This window comes from Gaoshiqia sediminis, from assembly GCF_025907915.1.
Classification (GTDB): Bacteria; Bacteroidota; Bacteroidia; order Bacteroidales; family Prolixibacteraceae; genus Gaoshiqia; species Gaoshiqia sediminis.
Genome location: NZ_JAPAAF010000016.1, coordinates 68,474 through 87,764 on the forward strand (window position 1 = coordinate 68,474; position 19,291 = coordinate 87,764).

At 47.4% G+C, this 19,291-nt stretch carries 18 protein-coding genes; 8 read left to right on the top strand and 10 right to left on the bottom strand.

Annotated features, from left to right (window positions below; genetic code table 11):
• Nucleotides 1–7: 7 nt before the first annotated feature.
• The gene (locus N2K84_RS11850; RefSeq protein ID WP_282592030.1) at nucleotides 8–1,309 is read right to left on the bottom strand and encodes an MATE family efflux transporter; all 1,302 of its coding nucleotides are present in this window, start codon (nucleotides 1,307–1,309) and stop codon (nucleotides 8–10) included.
• Nucleotides 1,310–1,504: 195 nt separating this feature from the next.
• Here N2K84_RS11850 and N2K84_RS11855 point away from each other — a divergent pair, with 195 nt between their 5' ends.
• The 3 genes from N2K84_RS11855 to N2K84_RS11865 all read left to right on the top strand — a co-directional run bounded on the left by N2K84_RS11855 (nucleotide 1,505) and on the right by N2K84_RS11865 (nucleotide 3,168).
• Nucleotides 1,505–2,104 carry a superoxide dismutase gene (locus tag N2K84_RS11855; protein WP_282592031.1) on the top strand — a complete coding sequence of 200 codons (600 nt, stop codon included), beginning with the start codon at nucleotides 1,505–1,507 and terminating at the stop codon, nucleotides 2,102–2,104.
• A gap of 196 nt (nucleotides 2,105–2,300) precedes the next feature.
• Complete coding sequence (locus tag N2K84_RS11860) at nucleotides 2,301–2,876, top strand: superoxide dismutase (RefSeq protein ID WP_282592032.1); 576 nt, start codon at nucleotides 2,301–2,303, stop codon at nucleotides 2,874–2,876.
• Between the two features lie 115 nt (nucleotides 2,877–2,991).
• Nucleotides 2,992–3,168, top strand: a complete 177-nt coding sequence (locus N2K84_RS11865) for a helix-turn-helix domain-containing protein (protein WP_282592033.1) — start codon at nucleotides 2,992–2,994, stop codon at nucleotides 3,166–3,168.
• 124 nt (nucleotides 3,169–3,292) lie between these two features.
• Here the strand turns inward: N2K84_RS11865 and xylE are convergent, their stop codons facing one another.
• The 4 genes from xylE to N2K84_RS11885 form a co-directional block, all read right to left on the bottom strand.
• Nucleotides 3,293–4,672, bottom strand: coding sequence for a D-xylose transporter XylE (gene xylE, locus N2K84_RS11870; protein ID WP_282592034.1), 1,380 nt, complete (start codon nucleotides 4,670–4,672; stop codon nucleotides 3,293–3,295).
• 24 nt (nucleotides 4,673–4,696) lie between these two features.
• Nucleotides 4,697–6,022, bottom strand: coding sequence for a xylose isomerase (gene xylA, locus N2K84_RS11875; RefSeq protein WP_282592035.1), 1,326 nt, complete (start codon nucleotides 6,020–6,022; stop codon nucleotides 4,697–4,699).
• A 94-nt stretch (nucleotides 6,023–6,116) separates the two neighbouring features.
• Nucleotides 6,117–7,610, bottom strand: a complete 1,494-nt coding sequence (locus N2K84_RS11880) for a xylulokinase (RefSeq protein WP_282592036.1) — start codon at nucleotides 7,608–7,610, stop codon at nucleotides 6,117–6,119.
• 109 nt (nucleotides 7,611–7,719) lie between these two features.
• Nucleotides 7,720–8,715 carry a GntR family transcriptional regulator gene (locus tag N2K84_RS11885; protein ID WP_282592037.1) on the bottom strand — a complete coding sequence of 332 codons (996 nt, stop codon included), beginning with the start codon at nucleotides 8,713–8,715 and terminating at the stop codon, nucleotides 7,720–7,722.
• A gap of 70 nt (nucleotides 8,716–8,785) precedes the next feature.
• Here N2K84_RS11885 and N2K84_RS11890 point away from each other — a divergent pair, with 70 nt between their 5' ends.
• Complete coding sequence (locus N2K84_RS11890) at nucleotides 8,786–9,355, top strand: nitroreductase family protein (protein WP_282592038.1); 570 nt, start codon at nucleotides 8,786–8,788, stop codon at nucleotides 9,353–9,355.
• A 44-nt stretch (nucleotides 9,356–9,399) separates the two neighbouring features.
• Here the strand turns inward: N2K84_RS11890 and N2K84_RS11895 are convergent, their stop codons facing one another.
• The gene (locus N2K84_RS11895) at nucleotides 9,400–10,314 is read right to left on the bottom strand and encodes a proline dehydrogenase family protein (RefSeq protein WP_282592039.1); all 915 of its coding nucleotides are present in this window, start codon (nucleotides 10,312–10,314) and stop codon (nucleotides 9,400–9,402) included.
• A gap of 309 nt (nucleotides 10,315–10,623) precedes the next feature.
• On the opposite strand from N2K84_RS11895, the gene N2K84_RS11900 reads away from it, so the two are divergent.
• Nucleotides 10,624–11,217: an OmpH/Skp family outer membrane protein gene (locus tag N2K84_RS11900; protein ID WP_282592040.1), complete on the top strand. Its 594-nt coding sequence runs from the start codon at nucleotides 10,624–10,626 to the stop codon at nucleotides 11,215–11,217.
• Nucleotides 11,218–11,284: 67 nt separating this feature from the next.
• Nucleotides 11,285–12,514, top strand: a complete 1,230-nt coding sequence (locus N2K84_RS11905; protein WP_282592041.1) for a glycosyltransferase family 2 protein — start codon at nucleotides 11,285–11,287, stop codon at nucleotides 12,512–12,514.
• A gap of 160 nt (nucleotides 12,515–12,674) precedes the next feature.
• Here the strand turns inward: N2K84_RS11905 and N2K84_RS11910 are convergent, their stop codons facing one another.
• From N2K84_RS11910 to N2K84_RS11920, 3 genes are read right to left on the bottom strand one after another with little or no spacing between them, the layout of a single operon-like run.
• Nucleotides 12,675–14,099, bottom strand: coding sequence for a pyridoxal-dependent decarboxylase (locus N2K84_RS11910; protein ID WP_282592042.1), 1,425 nt, complete (start codon nucleotides 14,097–14,099; stop codon nucleotides 12,675–12,677).
• A gap of 46 nt (nucleotides 14,100–14,145) precedes the next feature.
• Nucleotides 14,146–14,427, bottom strand: a complete 282-nt coding sequence (locus N2K84_RS11915; protein ID WP_282592043.1) for an acylphosphatase — start codon at nucleotides 14,425–14,427, stop codon at nucleotides 14,146–14,148.
• Nucleotides 14,424–14,804, bottom strand: coding sequence for a hypothetical protein (locus N2K84_RS11920; protein ID WP_282592044.1), 381 nt, complete (start codon nucleotides 14,802–14,804; stop codon nucleotides 14,424–14,426). The genes N2K84_RS11915 and N2K84_RS11920 overlap by 4 nt, the downstream gene beginning before the upstream one ends.
• Nucleotides 14,805–15,024: 220 nt before the next feature.
• Here N2K84_RS11920 and N2K84_RS11925 point away from each other — a divergent pair, with 220 nt between their 5' ends.
• Complete coding sequence (locus N2K84_RS11925) at nucleotides 15,025–15,273, top strand: hypothetical protein (RefSeq protein ID WP_282592045.1); 249 nt, start codon at nucleotides 15,025–15,027, stop codon at nucleotides 15,271–15,273.
• Nucleotides 15,274–15,380: 107 nt separating this feature from the next.
• Here N2K84_RS11925 and N2K84_RS11930 read toward each other — a convergent pair whose 3' ends face one another.
• Nucleotides 15,381–15,653 (bottom strand): Lrp/AsnC family transcriptional regulator, encoded by a 273-nt coding sequence (locus N2K84_RS11930; protein ID WP_282592046.1) that lies wholly within the window; start codon nucleotides 15,651–15,653, stop codon nucleotides 15,381–15,383.
• A 271-nt stretch (nucleotides 15,654–15,924) separates the two neighbouring features.
• Here N2K84_RS11930 and ccsB point away from each other — a divergent pair, with 271 nt between their 5' ends.
• On the top strand, nucleotides 15,925–18,978 hold the full coding sequence (gene ccsB / locus N2K84_RS11935; protein WP_282592047.1) for a c-type cytochrome biogenesis protein CcsB: 3,054 nt from the start codon (nucleotides 15,925–15,927) through the stop codon (nucleotides 18,976–18,978).
• Nucleotides 18,979–19,291: the final 313 nt, after the last annotated feature.

Below are 19,291 nucleotides of genomic sequence, written 5' to 3' on the forward strand. Positions count from 1 at the left end.
GAGGTAATTACCTGAAGCTTTTGCGAAGCACTTTGGGGAACAAAACTGTTTGGAATGCGCCGCGGGCCAGCATAAACAGCATCATGGCCAGCCACAGGGCATGGTTTCCGATACTTTCGTGTAAGAAATAATAAGCAGGGACAAAGACCAGCAAGGTTGCCCCAAGCATCGAATTGCGCATCTCGCGCGAAGCGGTGGCGCCGATGTAAATCCCGTCCCAGATGAACGAGGCAAAGGTGAGGACCGGTGTTAAGATAATCCAGAACTGGTAGTGTTGGGCCGTTTCGATCAATGCCGTCTGATTGGTAAGCAGCCGGAGAATTAGCCCGTTTCCGAACAAGAACAAAAAGCTGAATGCCACGGCCAGCGCTGCGCCCCACAGAAATAATTTGCGGGTGAGCAGGTAAAACTGGCTTTTACTTTTTTCGCCCAGGTATCTGCCCGCCATGGCCTCGCCGGCAAAGGCAAATCCATCAATAAAAAACGAGAAGAACAGCAGGAACTGGATTAGGATTGAGTTTACAGCTAGTATGTGGTCGTCCATGCTGGCCGATTTGGACGTGAAAAAGGTAAATACGCCAATCACACAAAAGGTGCGGATGAAGATGTCGCTGTTTACACGGAAAAAGTTTTTCAGGGCGGGCAGGTCGATGATCACTTTCCAATTCCAAAAGGTTGTCAGCTGGCGGTATTTCCGGTAGAAAAGATAAAGTCCGGTAGCCAGTCCAAGATATTGTGCGATGACTGTTCCCAGCGCCACGCCAGCCGAATTCATCTTCATGAAAACCACAAAAACAAAGCTGAAAGCAATGTTGAACACATTGGCAAGAATGGAAGTGATCATCGGGTAACGGGCATTCTGCATGCCCAAAAACCAGCCGTTCAGGGCGTACAGTCCCAAGGTAGCCGGTGCTGCCCACACCCGGATGCGAAAATACTCCCGGGCCAGCGTTTCTACTTCGGCGCTGCCATTGATCGCTTTGAAACTGAGCCATTCCACAGGTACCTGAAACAGGATGATCAGCAAACTGATAAGTGTGGAAATAAGTATGGCTCGTGCCAGAATGTTAAAACTTTCTTGCTGGTTTTTCTCTCCGTAGGTTTGGGCGGTGAATCCGCTGGTACTCATGCGTAAAAAGCTAAATCCCCAGTAGATAAAATTGAACAGGACAGTTCCCAGCGAAACAGCGCCAATATAAATGTCCGACTTGAGGTGCCCCATCAGGGCCAGGTCAACCAGTCCCAGTAAGGGGATGGTTACATTGCTGACGATGTTGGGGAGGGCAAGGTGCAGAATCTTCTTATTCACTGGTTTTTGGCTGCAAAGTAAATAAAAATTCCCCTTGACCTGAATGCTTTTTGATCGATCTGTCCATTGAGTATGCCTATCTCTGATAGATAATTTCGATAAAAAGAAACCGGCTATTATTTGGAATGAGTTCAAATAGGCTTTAGATTTGCATAAAAAGATACAAAAGTCTGATAATTCTAAAATTTCAATTTTATGTCATTCGAATTACCACAATTACCATACGCATACGATGCCTTAGAGCCGATGATCGATGCCCGCACGATGGAAATTCACCATACCAAACATCACGCGGCTTACACAAGCAATTTAAACAATGCCATTCAGGGGACAGAACTGGAAGGAAAGACCATCGAAGAGTTGCTGGCTTCCATTTCGAAGCTGCCGGTTGCTGTGCGCAACAATGGAGGAGGTTTCTTTAACCACAATCTTTACTGGGAGATTATGTCGCCCGGTGGGGCTCCTCAGCCGGAAGGCGATTTACAGAAAGCAATAAACAGTTCATTTGGATCATACGATAATTTTAAAGAAGCTTTTACCAAAGCTGCCCTTACCCGTTTCGGTTCGGGTTGGGCCTGGCTGGTAAAACAGGGTGATAGTTTGGTGGTTTCGTCCACGCCGAATCAGGACAATCCATTAATGGATGTGGCCGAAGTGAAAGGTTCGCCCATCCTCGGAATCGATGTCTGGGAACATGCATATTACCTGAAGTACCAGAATCGACGTCCTGAATATGTTGATGCTTTTTGGAAAGTAATCAACTGGGACGAAGTGGCCAAACGGTTTAAAGGTTAGTTGATTTTTGGTTTTTTTCCCCGAGGCAGAGGCTTCGGGGTTTTTCTTGCCCTTTGTGTTGTGATTATGTTTACAACAAGATATTATCTGGATTCTTTTTAAATAGGCAGCCTGCCCTTTTTTTCTCAAACTTTTTGACCGTAATTCATGTTTAGAAGACAAAATCCAAAAACGTCTAACTTTTAAAAATCGAATTATGGCTTTTGAATTACCTGCGTTACCCTACGCTAAAAATGCACTGGAGCCTTATATCAGTGAGAAAACCATCGAATTTCACTATGGCAAACACCACCAGGCTTATGTGAATAACCTGAACAACCTGATTCCGGGTACTGAGTTTGAAAATGCGGATCTGGAAACGATCGTGAAAAAATCGGAAGGTGGTATTTTTAACAATGGCGCCCAGGTTTGGAACCACACGTTTTACTTTTTCCAGTTCTCGGCAAGCCCCGCAACCGAACCGTCAGGAGCACTGAAAAGTGCAATTGATGATTCGTTTGGCTCATTTGATACTTTCAAGGAAGCCTTCACCAAGGCTGCTGCCACGTTGTTCGGATCGGGTTGGGCCTGGCTGGTAAAGGATAATACCGGAAAACTGAATATCGTGCAAACCGGTAACGCCGGATGTCCTTTGCGTGAAGGACTTACCCCGCTGATGACCTGCGATGTGTGGGAACATGCCTACTATTTGGACAAACAAAATCTGCGTCCGAAGTATATTGAGGATTTCTGGAAAGTGTTGGACTGGAAAGTTGTTGAGGAACGGTTCTAATCGGGGCTGTTCGCACAGGAATTAAAAAGTAGTCATCTTGAATTTATTTCAGGATCTTTATTCTTAAATCAGCAAATGCCGAAGCGAGTTTGGCATGGCGGAAAAATTAAAACCTATGAGTGCAGAAAAAGTATTGGCGGCTATGCAGGCTGCCGGAAAACCAATGAAAGCCGGTGAAATTGCCGAAGCTTTGGGATTAGATAAAAAGGAAGTTGACAAAGCGATGAACCAGCTCAAAAAGGAAGGTAAAATTGTTTCCCCGGTGCGTTGCGCCTGGGAACCGGCAAAATAGAAAAAGGGGCGTTTGCCCCTTTTTTTGCGAGTCATGCTTATGCTCTTCAATCAACAGAAAATTAACCTATCTGTATTCTTTTTGTTACTCATGATTATTTGAAATAGGGATAGGCAATTGTCTTTTATTTCTTTAACAAATGCTCCATTTCTTCCAGTGTTTTTCCCTTGGTTTCAGGAACCATCTTCCAAACAAAAATGAAGGACAGCACACTCATTAACCCATAAAATGAATAGGTCATTCCCCCGCTGAATTCCATCATGGCCGGGTAGGTCGACGAGATGAAATAGTTGGCTGCCCATTGGGCGGCAACGGCGATGGCTACTGCTTTGCCGCGTATTTTATTCGGGAAGATTTCCGAGATCAATACCCAGGTAATTGGCCCCCACGACATCATAAACGAAGCCGTATAAATAATGATGAAGACCAATGTGCCAATACCGATCACTTTCATGAACGACAAGGCGCCAATGGCAAACATCCCGATGGCCATACCCACTGATCCCACCATCAACAACGGACGGCGGCCCCATTTGTCAACCGTAACGATGGCTACCACCGTAAAGATTACATTTACCAGGCCCATCACCACGGTTTGCAGCATCGAAGCGTCTTTTTCGGCACCCATGCTTTCGAAGATGCGCGGTGCATAATAAAGCGCTACATTAATGCCCACAAATTGCTGGAAAACGGAGAGTAAAATACCAATCACAATAATGGTTACCCCATAAGAAAGCAGTTTGGCTGACGATTTTTCAACCGTCCCTTTGATTTCCTGAAGGATGATTTTAGCCTGATCGATGCCATTGATGCGGGTAAGGATGCTCAACGCTTTGTCATCCTGGTGGTTTAGCGCCAGGTAACGGGGTGTTTCGGGAACAAAAAACAGCAACACACCGAAAATACCTGCCGGGATGGCTTCAGAGGTAAACATTCGTCTCCAGCCAATGGTATTGATCCATTCCAGGCTTTGGCCGTTGGCAATGCCCCAGTTCACAAAGTAAACTACCAGCATCCCGAAAATGATGGCAAACTGGTTGATGGAAACCAGACGCCCGCGAATGTCGGCCGGTGCTATTTCGCCGATGTACATGGGGCAAACAGCTGATGCCAGTCCCACACCAATACCACCTATTATCCGGTAAAAGTTGAACATGTACAACAAGCCCATGGTGGGTTCTCCTTTGGTGAAAAAGAGAAATTCCGGGGCGCCGGAACCAAGGGCCGAAAGAAAAAATAAACCGGCTGCCAGCATGAGCGATTTTTTTCGCCCGAAACGAGATGACAATAAACCGGAAAGCGCCCCGCCGATAATGCAACCGATCAGTGCGCTGGAGATGGTGGCCCCGTGTGACCACGAACTGAGTCCCAGACCGTCAATCAGGTAGGCTTGAACAGATTTTTCAGCTCCGGATATCACAGCAGTGTCATATCCGAAGAGCAAACCACCTAAAGTAGCCACCAAAGTGATGGCTACTATATAAAGTGAATTTTGACCTTTCATTTAGTTAGATTTGAAGTTTGGAGATTAGATGTAGCAGTTGATCAGTTGTTCAAATTTTTCCTGCTTACCGCTAATTTGTTTAGGTTCTCCAGCTTCTTTTGCAAAGGCATGCAAGTCTTCCAGTTTCAGTTTGCCAGCTTCAAATTCAGCGCCTTTTCCTGAGTCGAAAGATGCATAGCGTTCTTTGCGCAGTTTCAGGTAATCTGATTCCTTCAGAATTTTATCGGCAATAACCAACGAACGGGCAAATACATCCATACCGCTTACGTGGGCAATAAAGATATCTTCCAGGTCGGTTGAATTACGACGGGTTTTGGCGTCGAAGTTGATACCGCCGTCAGTAAATCCACCTGCGCTGATGATTTCCAGCATGGCCTCGGTCGTTTCATAGATGTTGGTTGGGAATTCGTCGGTGTCCCATCCGTTTTGGTAGTCACCTTTGTTGGCGTCAATCGATCCCAGCATACCGGCATCGGCAGCCATGCGCAGTTCATGTGCAAAAGTGTGGCCGGCCAGGGTAGCGTGGTTTACTTCAATATTCATTTTGAAATCGTTGCTCAGGCCGTTTTTAGCCAGGAAGCCCAACACGGTCTGAGTATCAAAGTCATATTGATGCTTGGTCGGTTCCATTGGTTTTGGTTCAATCAGGAACGAACCTTTAAACCCTTGTTTGCGGCCATAATCTTTTGCCATGGTCAGGAATTGTCCCAGGTGGTCCAGTTCGCGTTTGGTGTCGGTGTTCAGCAAGCTCATGTATCCTTCACGTCCTCCCCAGAACACGTAGCCAGTACCGCCCAAAGCGATGGTTGCGTCGATGGCATTTTTCACCTGAACAGCTGCGTTGGCAATCACGTTGAAATCCGGGTTGGTAGAAGCGCCGTTCATGTAACGCGGGTTCGAGAACACGTTGGCAGTTCCCCAAAGCAGTTTCACGCCGGTAGCAGCCTGGCGTTCTTTGGCAAAGTCGATGATGTTGGCCAAACGTTGTTCGATTTCGAAAACCGAACCGTCGCCTACTACGTCAGTATCGTGGAAGCAGTAGAAAGGAGCGCCGATTTTGGTGATGAATTCGAAGGCAGCGTCCATTTTGTTTTTGGCAGCTTCCATCGGATCAGCAGCTCCAACCCACGGGAAAATTTGTGTGCCGGGGCCGAATGGATCGCCACCGTCGCCGCAGAATGTGTGCCAGTAAGCAACTGCAAAGCGCAGGTATTCTTTCATGGTTTTTCCACCAACCACGCGGTTTTCGTCATACCATTTGAATGCTAATGGATTTTTTGAATCCGGCCCTTCGTATTTGATCTTGTCAATACCAGGGAAATACTCTTTGTTACCTTTAAATACAGTCATTGTTTTATTTTTTAAGTAATGTCAATTTATTGTTTGATATTTAATTGCCTATGTTGGTGCTGAGTCGAAAATACCGGAATACACTCGCGGGCCGCTACTCGCTTCTCATTACTTTCGCTAATTGCTTTAGCCAGTTTTCGTATGCTTCCTGGTAAGCGGTTGCGGCCTTCGCATTGGGTTCGATTGTTTCCAGCTTTTTCAGGTTCGAGAAGGCTTCTCCGGCCGATTTGTAGTAGCCCGAGCCTATACCGGCCCCGCGTGCCGCGCCAACCGATCCGTCGGTGTTGTACAGTTCGATGGTGGCGCCGGTAATACCGGCCAGCGTTTCGCGGAAAATCGGGCTTAGGAACATGTTGGCTTTTCCGGCGCGGATTACTTTGGCATCAATACCGATCGTTTTCATGATGTCCATTCCGTATTTGAACGAAAAAACGATACCTTCCTGTGCTGCACGGAAAAGATGCGCATGGGTGTGCATGTTAAAGTTAATGCCGGCAAGGGTCGATCCCGGGTTTTTATTTTCGAGTACGCGTTCGGCGCCGTTGCCAAAAGGCAAAATACTCACTCCTTCGGACCCAATTGGAACGCCTGCTGCCAATTCGTTCATTTTTTCATACGAAATGGCGCCACCCCCGATTTGTTTGTTCAGCCAGGAGTTAAGGATTCCGGTGCCGTTGATGCAGAGCAGAACGCCAAGCCGGTTGGCTTCGGCTGTGTGGTTCACGTGCGCAAAGGTGTTTACACGTGATTTTGGGTCATATTTAATTTCGTCGCTCACGCCGTAAACTACACCCGAAGTTCCTGCCGTGGTGGCAATTTCACCGGGATTCAGCACGTTTAGCGACAGGGCGTTGTTGGGTTGGTCGCCGGCGCGGTAGCTGATTTTGATGCCCGGTGCCAGTCCCATTTCTTTGGCTGCACTTTCAGTTACAATACCTTGTACCGAGAAGGTCGGAACAACTTCCGGGATGAAGCTTTCATCAAAACCGTAGTGGCCGAGCAGTAACCTGGCAACCTTGTTTTCCTTGAAGTTCCACATGATACCTTCGGAAAGACCGCTGGCCGTGGTTTTCACCTCACCACTCAGTTTCATGGCAATATAATCGCCGGGCAGCATAATTTTGTCAATCCGGGCATACAACTCAGGTTCGTTGTCTTTCACCCACTTCAATTTTGAAGCAGTAAAGTTCCCGGGCGAATTGAGCAGGTTTTCGAGGCAGAGCTGTTCCCCGATTTCTTTCAGGGCGTTCTCGCCGATACTGGTAGCCCGGCTGTCGCACCAAATGATGGAAGGGCGCAAAACCTGCTGGTTTTTGTCAACCAACACCAAGCCGTGCATTTGGTACGAAATGCCAATCGAATCGATATTGGCCGGATCAACTTTCGTCCTATCCATGATTTCGGCAACGGCCAGTTTCAGGTTTTCCCACCACTGTTCCGGCTCTTGTTCAGCCCACCCGGACTGAACTGCCGTGATTTTCATTTCTTGTTTTGGATAAAACGCCGATGCCAGGCATTCGCCCGATTCGCCGTTAATAATGGACGCTTTTACCGATGAGCTTCCAATGTCAAATCCGAGTAGGTACATGCTATTATTTGAGTTTAGATTAACTTGTCCGTTCTGTTCTGGTATGCTCTGCAAATTTAGAAGGTGTGCTTGCGATTTCAAAGCCACAATTTGTGTTTTATAACATGTTTTACATGGAGCTTCGAACCTTGAGTGCGGATGGTATTTGAATGCGCATGGGGCCACCATTCACCACAAACTCGGCCGCTTTTTTGCCCATCAGCTCAAAGTCGGTGGAGATCACCGAAATACCATCTTTGACGTATTTCTTCATCGGGGTTTCATTGTACGAAATTACGCCTGCATCCTGTCCTGGTACCAGGTTTTTTTCGGAGCACTGATCGAGAAAACGGGCCAGTGTACGGTCGCTCACCAATAAATACAAGTCTCCTTTCTGTACATTAAACTTTTTCGAATTTTGCAGTACGGAATAATTGAGCTGAAAATCCTGTCCGAATTTCTCGAAGTAACCGATCGATTCTTTGGGGTGATACGTGAATTCAGGATAAAGAAAAATAAAACGTTCGTATTTTTGGATTTGTTCGAGCCTGGTTTCCAGCGTATCGTACAAGGTTTGCCCAAAGTCCTGGTAAACCACCGACATGTCGGGGGTAGTATGAATGTTCCAGTCGATGATCAGCAATTTTTCCTTTGGGATTTGACGGATAATTTCCGGCACGCGTTCGTGGTCAAAGTTCATCAAGATATATTTGGAGTATTTACCCAGGCTTTCTGTGATAATTTTTTCAAATACATCCATGTTGTAATGATGAAAATGCAGGTCAACCGAGATGTTTTCGGGAAGATTATCGAGAAAGGATCCGTAAAGCACTTCCTTGTAGGCTTTAAACGTGTCGAGAAACAGAAATACCTTGGTGGTGGCTTTGGCGATAAAATACCCTTTGTTTGGTACCGACTCGATGATACCCCGGTTTTTTAGCTCCGCATACGCTTTAAACACGGTGTCGCGCGATAGCGAACTTTCTTTCACCAATTGGTTTACCGATGGCAGGATGTCGCCAACCTGTAGGAGGTTCCGGCTGATTGCATCAATGACGGCATCAATTAACTGCTGAAATTTCAGCTGGTTGGACAGTGGGTCGATTCTGAAGGTGAATTTGCTCATAAGTAGGTGTTCTGTTCTGTTGTGCAAACATACAAAAGAAATTTTGTAATATTGAAAGAAAATCAAGCACATGTTAAAAGATTTAATTCTTAAAAACCGCAGTTACAGGCGGTTTCACGAGGAAGAGCGGCTTTCTGCCAGTCTGTTGGAAGCGTGGGTGGAGTTGGCCCGGTTGTCGGCCAGCGGTCGGAATGCTCAATCGTTGAAGTATATCCTGGTTACTGAAAGGGATCTTTGCCAACAGGTTTTTCCGCTGTTGGGGTGGGCTGGTTACCTTAAGGATTGGGCGGGGCCGGAACCCGGTGAGCGTCCGGCGGCTTACCTTGTGATGCTGAACGACCGGGATATCTCAACCAATTATTATTGCGACGATGGTATTGCCGCGCAAAGTATATTGCTGGGAGCTGTCGAGTCTGGGTATGGTGGCTGTATCATTGCATCCGTCCAACGAACCAGGCTTCGCGAATTGTTTAGCCTGGACGAGCGCTTCGACATTATTCAGGTACTGGCGTTGGGCCGGCCGGCCGAAAAAGTGGTGCTGGAAGATATGAAAGGCGATGACTTTAAATACTGGCGCGATTCGGACGACGTGCATCACGTCCCCAAACGCCCGTTGAGTGAACTGATTCTTCGGAGATGAAGAGGAGGGAAGCTCGTAAGCTGCCCTCCCGGTTACCCTTTTTACTAACCCCTAAAAAAAAGTGCTTTGATAATGTGCGAAGCCATTTTCGGATTTTCTTTCAGGCGGCGGGTAGAATAGCCGAACCATTCTTTGCCAAAAGGAACATACACCCGCATTTTATGGCCTTCCTGTACAACTGATCTTCTGAGCTCGGGAGTAACTCCGTAAAGCATCTGGAATTCATACATATCTTTTGGGACCTCATATTTTTCGATCAGTATTTTGGCCTGGTCGATCAGGTATTTGTCGTGTGTAGCAATGCCCACATACATTTTGTTTTTAAACATGTATTCCAGGTCTTCCAAAAAATGATCGCGCACTTCCTGGTAATCTTTGTATGCAACATGAGGTGGTTCTACATAAATGCCTTTGCATAGGCGGAAATTAAGTGGATGCCCATTGGCCGTGAGGTTGTTCAGGCTGTTCAGGTCGTCCAGTGTTCGCCTCAGGTAGGCTTGTACAACCAGTCCCACATGGCCGGGAAACTCCTTTTTCAGCTGTTTGAACAGGGTCATTTCCGGATCAACACACTGTGAGTCTTCCATATCAATCCGTACAAAACTGTTTTTTTCGACAGCCAGGGCAATAATGTTGTACAGGTGTTTGTAGCAAGCCTCCTTATCGATTAGCAGCCCAAACATCGATGGTTTCAGGGAGAAATTGCCCTTAATATTTTCGGAGGTAAATCGGTCAATTGTTTCCAGGTACTTGTTTTTATAACCTTCGGCCTGGGCCAGACTGGTAATGAATTCGCCCAGCACATCAACGGTCACTTCTACTCCTTGGGCGTTCAGTTCGCGTGCAGCTCTCAATCCGTCGTCAATGGTTTCGCCTGCGATATATCGTTTTGAGAAGATCCAGATCAGCCTTTTGGGCATGTGCGGGAGCATATTGGCGATTAGCTTGTTGACTATCATAGGCGCTCAATTGTTTGGTTATATACTTCAGTGTACGGTAAAAATACGATGGGTACCGCCGCGCGTTCAATGATGTTTATCAGCGTGATTGTATGATTTTGCGCAGGTTTCCGCCGGAATGGGCAGGATTGTGTTGTTCCTAAAAAATATTAGGGATCAGGATGTATTCCTAAGGATAAATTTTTATTTTTGGCTCGAATTAATTGAATTACCTTTTAAAAGCAAGTTGAACATTTGACCGCGTTGAAACGAAGTTTCCGCATGAAATGTGACGTTTGCCGGGCCATTAAAAAAATAAAAGTTAAACGTATGAAAAATACTTCTTTGATCCTGAATCTGGTTTTACTGGTTGCTGTAATTGTTATTTATGTGTTGCATTTTTCATCAGGGAATAAATCCGTTGTCGGCGAAGTTTCCGCTTCCGGAACAGGCGAAATGACCGATGTGAGAATTGCCTATGTTAAAGTTGATTCGGTGATTGTGAATTATGATCTGGCCCAGCAATTACACGATTCGTTTACAAAAAATCAGGAAGCCTATACCAAAGAGTATGCCTCCAGACGTACTAAATTTGAACAAGAGGCTGCTTCCTTTCAGGAAAAAGTTCAACGTGGCGGGTTCCTGACCGAACAACGTGCTATTCAGGAACGCGACCGGTTGGTTGGCGAAGAACAGGAAATCCTGAAACTCGATCAGGAGCTTTCGGGTAAGCTGGCCGAACTGCAAAACACCAACAATCAACAACTGGTGGACAGCCTGATGAATTACCTGAAAGTTTACAATGCCGGAAAAAAATATGCTTACATTTTCAATTCCAGCGGTATCCTGATCGGAGATGATGCCCACAACATTACCAAAGATGTGCTGGAAGCATTGAATGCACGTTATGCTGCCAAGAAATAAGTTTCGTATTCAAATATTCTGAAAATCCGGGTTTTGCCCGGATTTTTTTTATCCGTAATTTTCGGCCATGTCATTTGCCCGGCGATATATCGAACGAAACATTTCACAGGAACTCTTCATTCCGGAGCCGCTTGCTTCGGACCTGTCAATGGTAGTGGTAATTCCGGCTTGTTGCGAACCGGATTTGTTGCATACGATCGACTCCCTTTCCGGTTGTACTCCTCCAATGGGTTCGGTGGAGGTTCTGGTGCTCCTCAATGAGGCGGAAGATTGCTCCGTGGAAGTCCGGCGTCAAAATGACCGTTCCCTGGCAGATTTAGTTGCCTGGAAAAGCAGAAATCCACAGGCCTTGTTTAATTTATATCCGCTTCGTCCCCGGCCATTTCCGAAGAAGCACGCCGGCGCCGGTCTGGCCCGCAAAACGGGCATGGACGAGGCCATCCGGCGCTTTCAGCAAGTGGATCATCCTGCCGGAATTTTGGTGTCGCTGGATGCTGATACGCTGGTCGAACCTAATTATCTGGTAGAAATTGAACAGTGCTTCGCCTCGGATGAACGGCCGATTGGCGCGACCATCCAATTCAAGCACCGGCTCGCCGAAATTGCCGATGAGCGGCACCGTGCCGGTATGCGGCTGTATGAGACGTACCTCCATTATTACAAGCAGGCGCTGGCTTTTACCGGCTTCCCTCATGCCATTTATACGGTTGGGTCGGCTTTTGCTGTGCGTGCCGATGCTTACGTGAAGCAAGGCGGCATGAGCAAACGACAGGCAGGCGAAGATTTCTACTTTTTGCACAAATTAACCCAACTGGGGACCGTGGCAGAAATAAATTCGACCTGTGTTTATCCGTCGGCGCGCTTGTCCGACCGCGTGCCTTTTGGCACCGGACCGGCCTTGCAAAAATGGGTGAATGGGGATGATCGTCTGCTGCAGACGTATCGCTTTCAGTCGTTCCTCGATTTAAAGGACTTTCTGAAATTGCTTCCTCATTTATACAAAACGGTTGTTGACCGGGCTGATTTGGAAAAGCTACCGGTGAGTGACGCGGTACGCCTTTTTCTTTTCGAGGACCGCTTCCCGGAATCACTGGCCGAGATTAAAAGAAACAGCTCTTCTTTCAAAACCTTTGAAAAGAGGTTTTACCAATATTTCAATGCCTTTAAAATCTTGAAATTTCAAAACTTTAGCCATCCGCGGTTTTATGCCTTCCAGGATCTGGAGGAAGCTTTTTGCCAATTGAAGGAGGCAAACGGGCGGGGATGCAAAGTTGAACTAGCGTTGTGTTACGATTGAAATATGGAGGGTCATGCTGTCGGGCAACCGCCGAATCAGCACTCATCATCAACAACAGATTCCGGAACAAGTTCGGAATGACTTACCGTCATTAGTTACGTTAAGCAACCCTGGAAACTGTTGATGTCATCCGAAACATAAAAAGAGCGACCTGCAACTTTCATTGTTTCGCCATTTCCCGGATCAGCTCCCAGGCTCGGGCTACGTGCTCCTGCTTGGTTTGTGTTTGTCCAATGCTCATGCGCAGCCAGAACGTGCCGTTCAGAACGGTGTGCGTGAGGTAAATGCGGCCGCTTTTGTTGAGCCGATCCATCAGTTTTTTGTTGAATTCGTCACTGGCTTTATGTCGGAAGCAAACCAGGTTGAAGGGTGGTTCGTTCAGTAACTCAAAATCAGCCGAAGTTTTTATCCAGCTGGCAAGTTCACGGGCCAGCCGGATATGTTCGCCAATGTGATAACGCAAGCCTTCGGCGCCATAGTGTCGAATGACAAACCACAGTTTCAGCGCACGAAAACGACGGCCAAGCTGCACGTGCCAGTCGCGGTAATCGATCACTGCCCCTTTTTCAGTGGCTTCATTTTTCAGGTATTCCGGCAATATGCTCAGCGTTTTAATTAGTATGGCCTTGTCGGCCACATAAAAACAATCACAGTCGAAGTTGGTAAACATCCATTTGTGCGGATTGAAGGCGTAACTGTCGGCCAGCTGCAACCCGTCAAAATGTGACCGGAACTCCGGGCAAACAGCTGCCGTTCCCGACATGGCCGCGTCCACATGAAACCAAACGTCGTACTTTTTGCAAATTTCGCCGATTTCCCGTAAGGGGTCCACGGCGTTGGACGAGGTGGTGCCAACCGTACCGCAAACAAAAAACGGTATGAACCCGTTCTTCATATCTTTTTTTAGTTGGTTTTCCAGCGCTTCGGGGCGCATGGCAAAGTGTTCGTCAACCTCAATTTTGCGCAGCCTATTGGTGCCGATTCCCATCACCTTGATCCCTTTCTCAACAGAGGAGTGGGTTTGGGTAGAAACGTAGGCTACGAGACGGGAACTTTCGCCGGTAAGGTTGCTGCTGAAGTTGGTTTTCCGCTCGCGGGCTGCCAGCAAAGCCGCCAGCGCTGCATTCGAGGCCGTGTCCTGAATAACTCCGCCACCGCTTGCCGTTGTCTTGAAATGAGCTGGCAGGCCCATCATGTCAACCAGCCAGTCCATCACCTGGCTTTCCAGTTCGGTGCAGGCCGGGCTGGTGGCCCACAGCATGCCTTGCACGCCAAGCCCGGCCGACAGAAGCTCGCCCAAAATAGACGGGCCGGAAGTGTTCGACTGGAAATAGGCGAAAAAGTTGGGCGATTGCCAATGCGTAATGCCGGGCATAATCAGCTTGTTCACATCGCTCATCATGGCATCAAACGGTTCGCCTTTTTCCGGCGCTTGTGGTGGTAATTGCTTGCGGATATCGCCCGGCTGAACGGTTGATAATACCGGGTAATTTTCCACTTGTTCATAATAGTCGGCAATCCAGTCGATCAGTTTTTTCCCTTCTTCCCTGAATTGGCCAGGGGTCATGTGGTAATTCTTTTCCATTTCGGCAATGCGTGTTATGTGTTACGGGGCTCACGGCCCGGTGTGGTCAGTATTTGACAAAGAAAGATTGGTAGCCATATGTTTCCGGCAGTTCTGTCTTAAACATGCGGTCCACCCGGCTGAAGCTGTTCCCCCGTTTCAACAGGTCCAGAAAAATCTGAATGGTTTCTTCCAGGCCTTCCACTTCCAGCTCAACACTGCCGTCGGCCTTGTTGCGCACCCAGCCTTCCAGGTGGAGCGTAAGCGCCGTTTTTTGGACAAAGTGACGGAACCCGACCCCTTGAACACGGCCGGTCAATACAATGTGGAAAGCCTTTTTATGGTTCAATGGACGATAGGTTGTTGCGGTTTCCGTTCGAATTCGGCAGTGATTTCGGGCTGTACCAAGGCCCAGATGGAATAAACCCCCAAGGCTGTACCAAACGGGAAGTTAATCAGGTTTAAAATGGAGATAATCAGGATCAGGATGCGGCCCCATTGTTTGCGCTTCATCACGCCGACGCCGCCAATAATGCCCGGAATGGAACAGATAATCATGATGGCGGCCAATACGTTGGCAACAATCGAAAGCACCATATTCGCCTGGGCATCGTCCGAGAAATCACCAATCAGATGCAGAATCGTATAAATTAGCAGCCCGGTGAGAATTCCTAAAGCACCCATGATGATGTGCAGAATACCGACAATGTTGATGTGTTTTTCCATGAGTTGATTTTTTCGTTTAAAATTAGGAAGAATGGATGAATTTAAGGTAACCGACTTGTTTAATATTTTCCTGACCACTTTTATTTCAGGCAATTGAAGAACCAAAAATAAGGTAATTATAAACCACTTGTTACTTCGGCTGTTTATATAAGTGATGGTTGAATTATTTTTGGTCCGGATATTTTGGATATTTTTGTACCAATTATAGAAAGGGAAAACAATGGAATTTTTAAAATTATTTTTAATCGCACTAGTGTTGGTCGCCGTTGCTTTTGCCGGGTTGGCCATTAAAATACTTCTCGAAAAGAAAGGTAAATTTCCAAATTTGCATATCGGCAGCAATAAGCACATGAAACAGCGGGGCATTACCTGTGCGCAAACTTTTGATAAAATTGAACAGTCCAAGGCCCGGAAAAAGTTAACGTTTAAGGAATTAAACCTGATAAAGGATACCCCGGGGAGCTGTTAGGCTCCCTTTTTGATGGGGTTCGTTTGGGGTTTGATACCTTTCGTTAGTTCCGGGCGATAATCGTCCGTTTTCCACCTGATTCTTCGCTTTTTTCTCCGCCGGTTATGCTAGCTGATATCAAACATGCTGGCCAAATCGTAGCGCGAAAATGCCCGGAAGGCTACCATCGTTTGGGTGTTGCTGATGCCTTCAATTTTTGTGATTTTTTCGGTAACCAGTTCAGCCAGCGATTCGTTATCGGGAAGCCGCATAATCGCCACAAAATCAATTTGTCCGCCTACGGAGTAAACTTCGGTGATGCCCGGAATGCCGGCTAGTTGTTCGCCCACGGCATTCAATTTTTTCTGGTCGGCACGGATGAGTGCAATTGCTGTTGTCATAGGGATATCGTTTAAAGTTATTTTCAGCAAAAGATACCGTTTTCCCGATTGATATTCAATGACAGGTTTCCATGTCAGCGGAAATCAGGAGGGGCCAAATGGCTTGAATCAGCCTATCTTATTGGTGGCGAGGTGATTCTGGTCTTCGTGATCCGTGGCTCTTTCAACCAAAATGCCTAACAAGTGTTAATGTTCTTACGGTTGTGAGAGAACCGTTTTTTTGTTGAGATCAAAAATGCTATTTTCAACACAATTCTAAACAAACGCCTTCATGAAGAAACTGTATCATTTCCTTGTTTCCATGCCATTTATGGGATTTCTGTTGTTGGTGATGGCTTTTTCGATGGCCATTGCCACTTTTGTTGAAAGCAGTTGGGGCACCGATGCCGCCAAAGCTATCATTTACAATGCACACTGGTTTGAGTTGGTTTTCATCTTGTTGGGGATCAGTTTGGTGGTCAATTTTATCCGATATAAACAATACACGTTTAAGAAATTGACGATCGGTATCTTTCACCTGTCGTTTATCCTGATCGTGCTGGGCGCGGCCATTACCCGTTATATCAGTTTTGAAGGGATGATGCACATTCGTGAGGGGCAACGTTCCAATTCCATTGTTTCCACCGATTCGTATTTTACCATTGAAGTCGGGGATGAACAGATTCGGGAGAAAGTGCTTTTTTCGGAACTTAGCTACGGTCAAATTAGCGAAAGCCTCGAAATTGAAGGGCAAAAGGTGAAGGTGAAGTCGGTGGGTTTTGTGAAAAACGCCGTGCGTACTCCGGTAGAACACCCTGCAGGTTCACCGTTGGTAGATTTTGTAATCTCTGCAGGCCAGGGGATGCAGTCTTTTTCGTTTCAAGAGGGTGAGCAAATCGATCTGGGCGAAGCAGTTGTCGGCTTTAATCCCGCGGCGGATATCCGCTTTGTTCAGGAAGGCGATCAGCTCTATCTGGAAACCGACCGCGAACTGGAAATCCGTTCAATGGCCGGGGGTGAGCCCGAACCGGTGGCTGCCGGTTCACGAATTGAGGTGCAGCCGATGCAGCTGTATGCTTTCGATAACTACATGTTGTTAGTGAAAAAATTCTATCCCACCGCGCTGATCCGTGTTACGCGCGACCCGTCGGGCAATTCGGGCGAGGATGCCGTGGTGCTGGAAATTTCCGACGGGCAGCGGAAAAATATCGTCAATGTGTTTGGCCGCAGCGGCCAGGAGGGCGAGCCGGTAACTTATAGCATCGGAAATACGCCCGTGAAACTCACGTTTGGCTCAGAGCCGATCTACCTGCCGTTTGAATTGCATCTGAAAGATTTTCAGCTCGACCGATACATTGGTTCCGAAAGCCCTTCATCGTTTGCCAGCGAAATTAAGCTGACCGATCCGGAGCGGGGGGTGGATCGCGATGTGCGTATTTTCATGAACAATACCTTGAAATACCGTGGTTACCGTTTCTATCAGTCGTCGTACGACCAGGACGAACTGGGGACAGTTCTTTCGGTAAATAAAGACTTTTGGGGAACCCTGGTAACTTACCTGGGCTATTTCCTGATGACCTTGGGCATGATCCTTTCCCTGATCAATAAAAATTCATACTTCCAACACCTGGTGCGCCATTTAAAAGAATTGAACAAGCTGAAGGTTGCTGCGGTGCTGGCTGGTTTGTTGCTGTTTTCCGGTCAGGCCGGGGCAACCGACGCTGACCTGGCCGGCATTCCGGCGCTTGAAAAAGAACTGGTCAGCGATTTCTCCGAACTGTGGGTGCATGGCCGCGATGGGCGCATCGAGCCAATGTCAACCTTGTCGAACGAGTTGTTGCGCAAAGTTGCCCGCAAATCCACTTTTCAGGGAAAACCGGCCGACGAGGTGGTGTTGAGCATGAACCTGTACCCCGAACTGTGGCGCACCGTGCCCCTGATTAAAGTAGAAAAAGGGGTGGCCAATTTGCTGGGCATTCAGGGAAAATATGCCGCTGCGGTTGATTTCTTCGATGCGAATGGGCAGTACCGGATGCTGGAACCGGTGCAAAAAGCCTACGGCAAGATGCCGGCCATGCGCGACCAGCTCGACAAAGAACTGATTTACGTTGATGAGCGGGTGAATATTTGTTTCATGATTTTTAACGGCGATTTCTTCACCTTCTTCCCTCCTGTCGATCCAAGCGGCGCCTGGTATGCTGCCGGGAGCAAACCAGCTGGTTATCCCCAGGCCGATTCGCTGTTTGTGAACCGCAGTTTCCAATTGCTGAAAGAGTCTTTCGCCCCGGAAAGCGATGTTGCTCCCCGCCAGATATTCGCGACAATAGCCGGTTTTCAGGATAAATTCGGGGCCGCCATCCTTCCTTCGGCACAAAAAAAGGCTGCCGAAATGGCCTACAATAATTTTCAGCCGTTTAAGCGGGTTTTTCCCTGGTATTTGCTGGTGGGGTTTGTGTTGCTGGTCATTTTGTTCTTTAATATTTTCAGGCTGAAACCGGTTAGCAGGCCAGTAAAGCTTATTTTTTCAGGAATCATTTTGTTGATTTTCCTGGTTCATACCGCGGGGCTCGTGTTGCGCTGGTACATATCGGGCCATGCACCCTGGAGCAACGGTTACGAGTCGATGGTGTATGTGGCCTGGGCAGCCATGCTTTCGGGCTTTATCTTCGGCCGGAAATACCCGCTGGTGTTGGGTACGGCTGCTTTCTTGTCCGGCATTACACTTTTTGTGGCCCACCTCAACTGGATGAACCCCGAAATTACCAACCTCGTGCCCGTGTTGAAATCGTATTGGCTGATCATTCATGTGGCTGTAATTACGGCCAGCTACGGTTTTATCGGCCTGAGCGCTTTTTTGGGGCTGCTGGTGCTGATCCTGTACGCCCTGATGAAAAAGCAAAACCAAAAGAATGTCGCTCATTTTGTTGACCAACTCACGACAATCAGTGAGTTGTCGGCCACGCTCGGATTGTACATGCTCACCATTGGTACCTTTCTGGGTGGCATCTGGGCCAACGAAAGCTGGGGGAGATACTGGGGCTGGGACCCCAAAGAAACCTGGGCGCTCATTACGGTGCTGGTGTATGCTTTTGTAGTACACATGCGGTTTATCCCGTCGTTGCGGGGCCATTTTAATTTCAACCTGGCTACCGTGCTTGGCTTCACGTCGGTGTTGATGACCTACTTTGGCGTGAACTATTTCCTCAGCGGGATGCACTCTTACGGCAAAGGAAGCGTGGATGGGCTGCACTGGTCCGTGTATGTATCGGCCATTGCGGTTATTGGGTTGATCTTTCTGTCGTATTCGAAATATAAAAAGTTTGCTGTTGGCAAAATTAACGAGTGATTGGGATGAAAGAACCCTGACAGGGTTAAAACGACAAATAATTCCAGCGGAAACCTCCGCCACGCACACGGAAACCTCCTCGTTGCAAGCGGACACACTGTTTTTTTTTAATATAGTTCACCCTTTCAATGCACATGTGCCTCAAAAGCTTCCAATGCCTGAGGCATTTCCGGTAGGTGCAGGATAAGTGAATATGGGCTTCCCACGGGGCTATGGCATGTTGGTCACGAGAGGCCGTCTCAAAACAAAATTTGGGACGGTCTTTCTTTTTCTGGATTTTGGAGATTTTAGATTTTGTAGTTGGTTTGTTTAT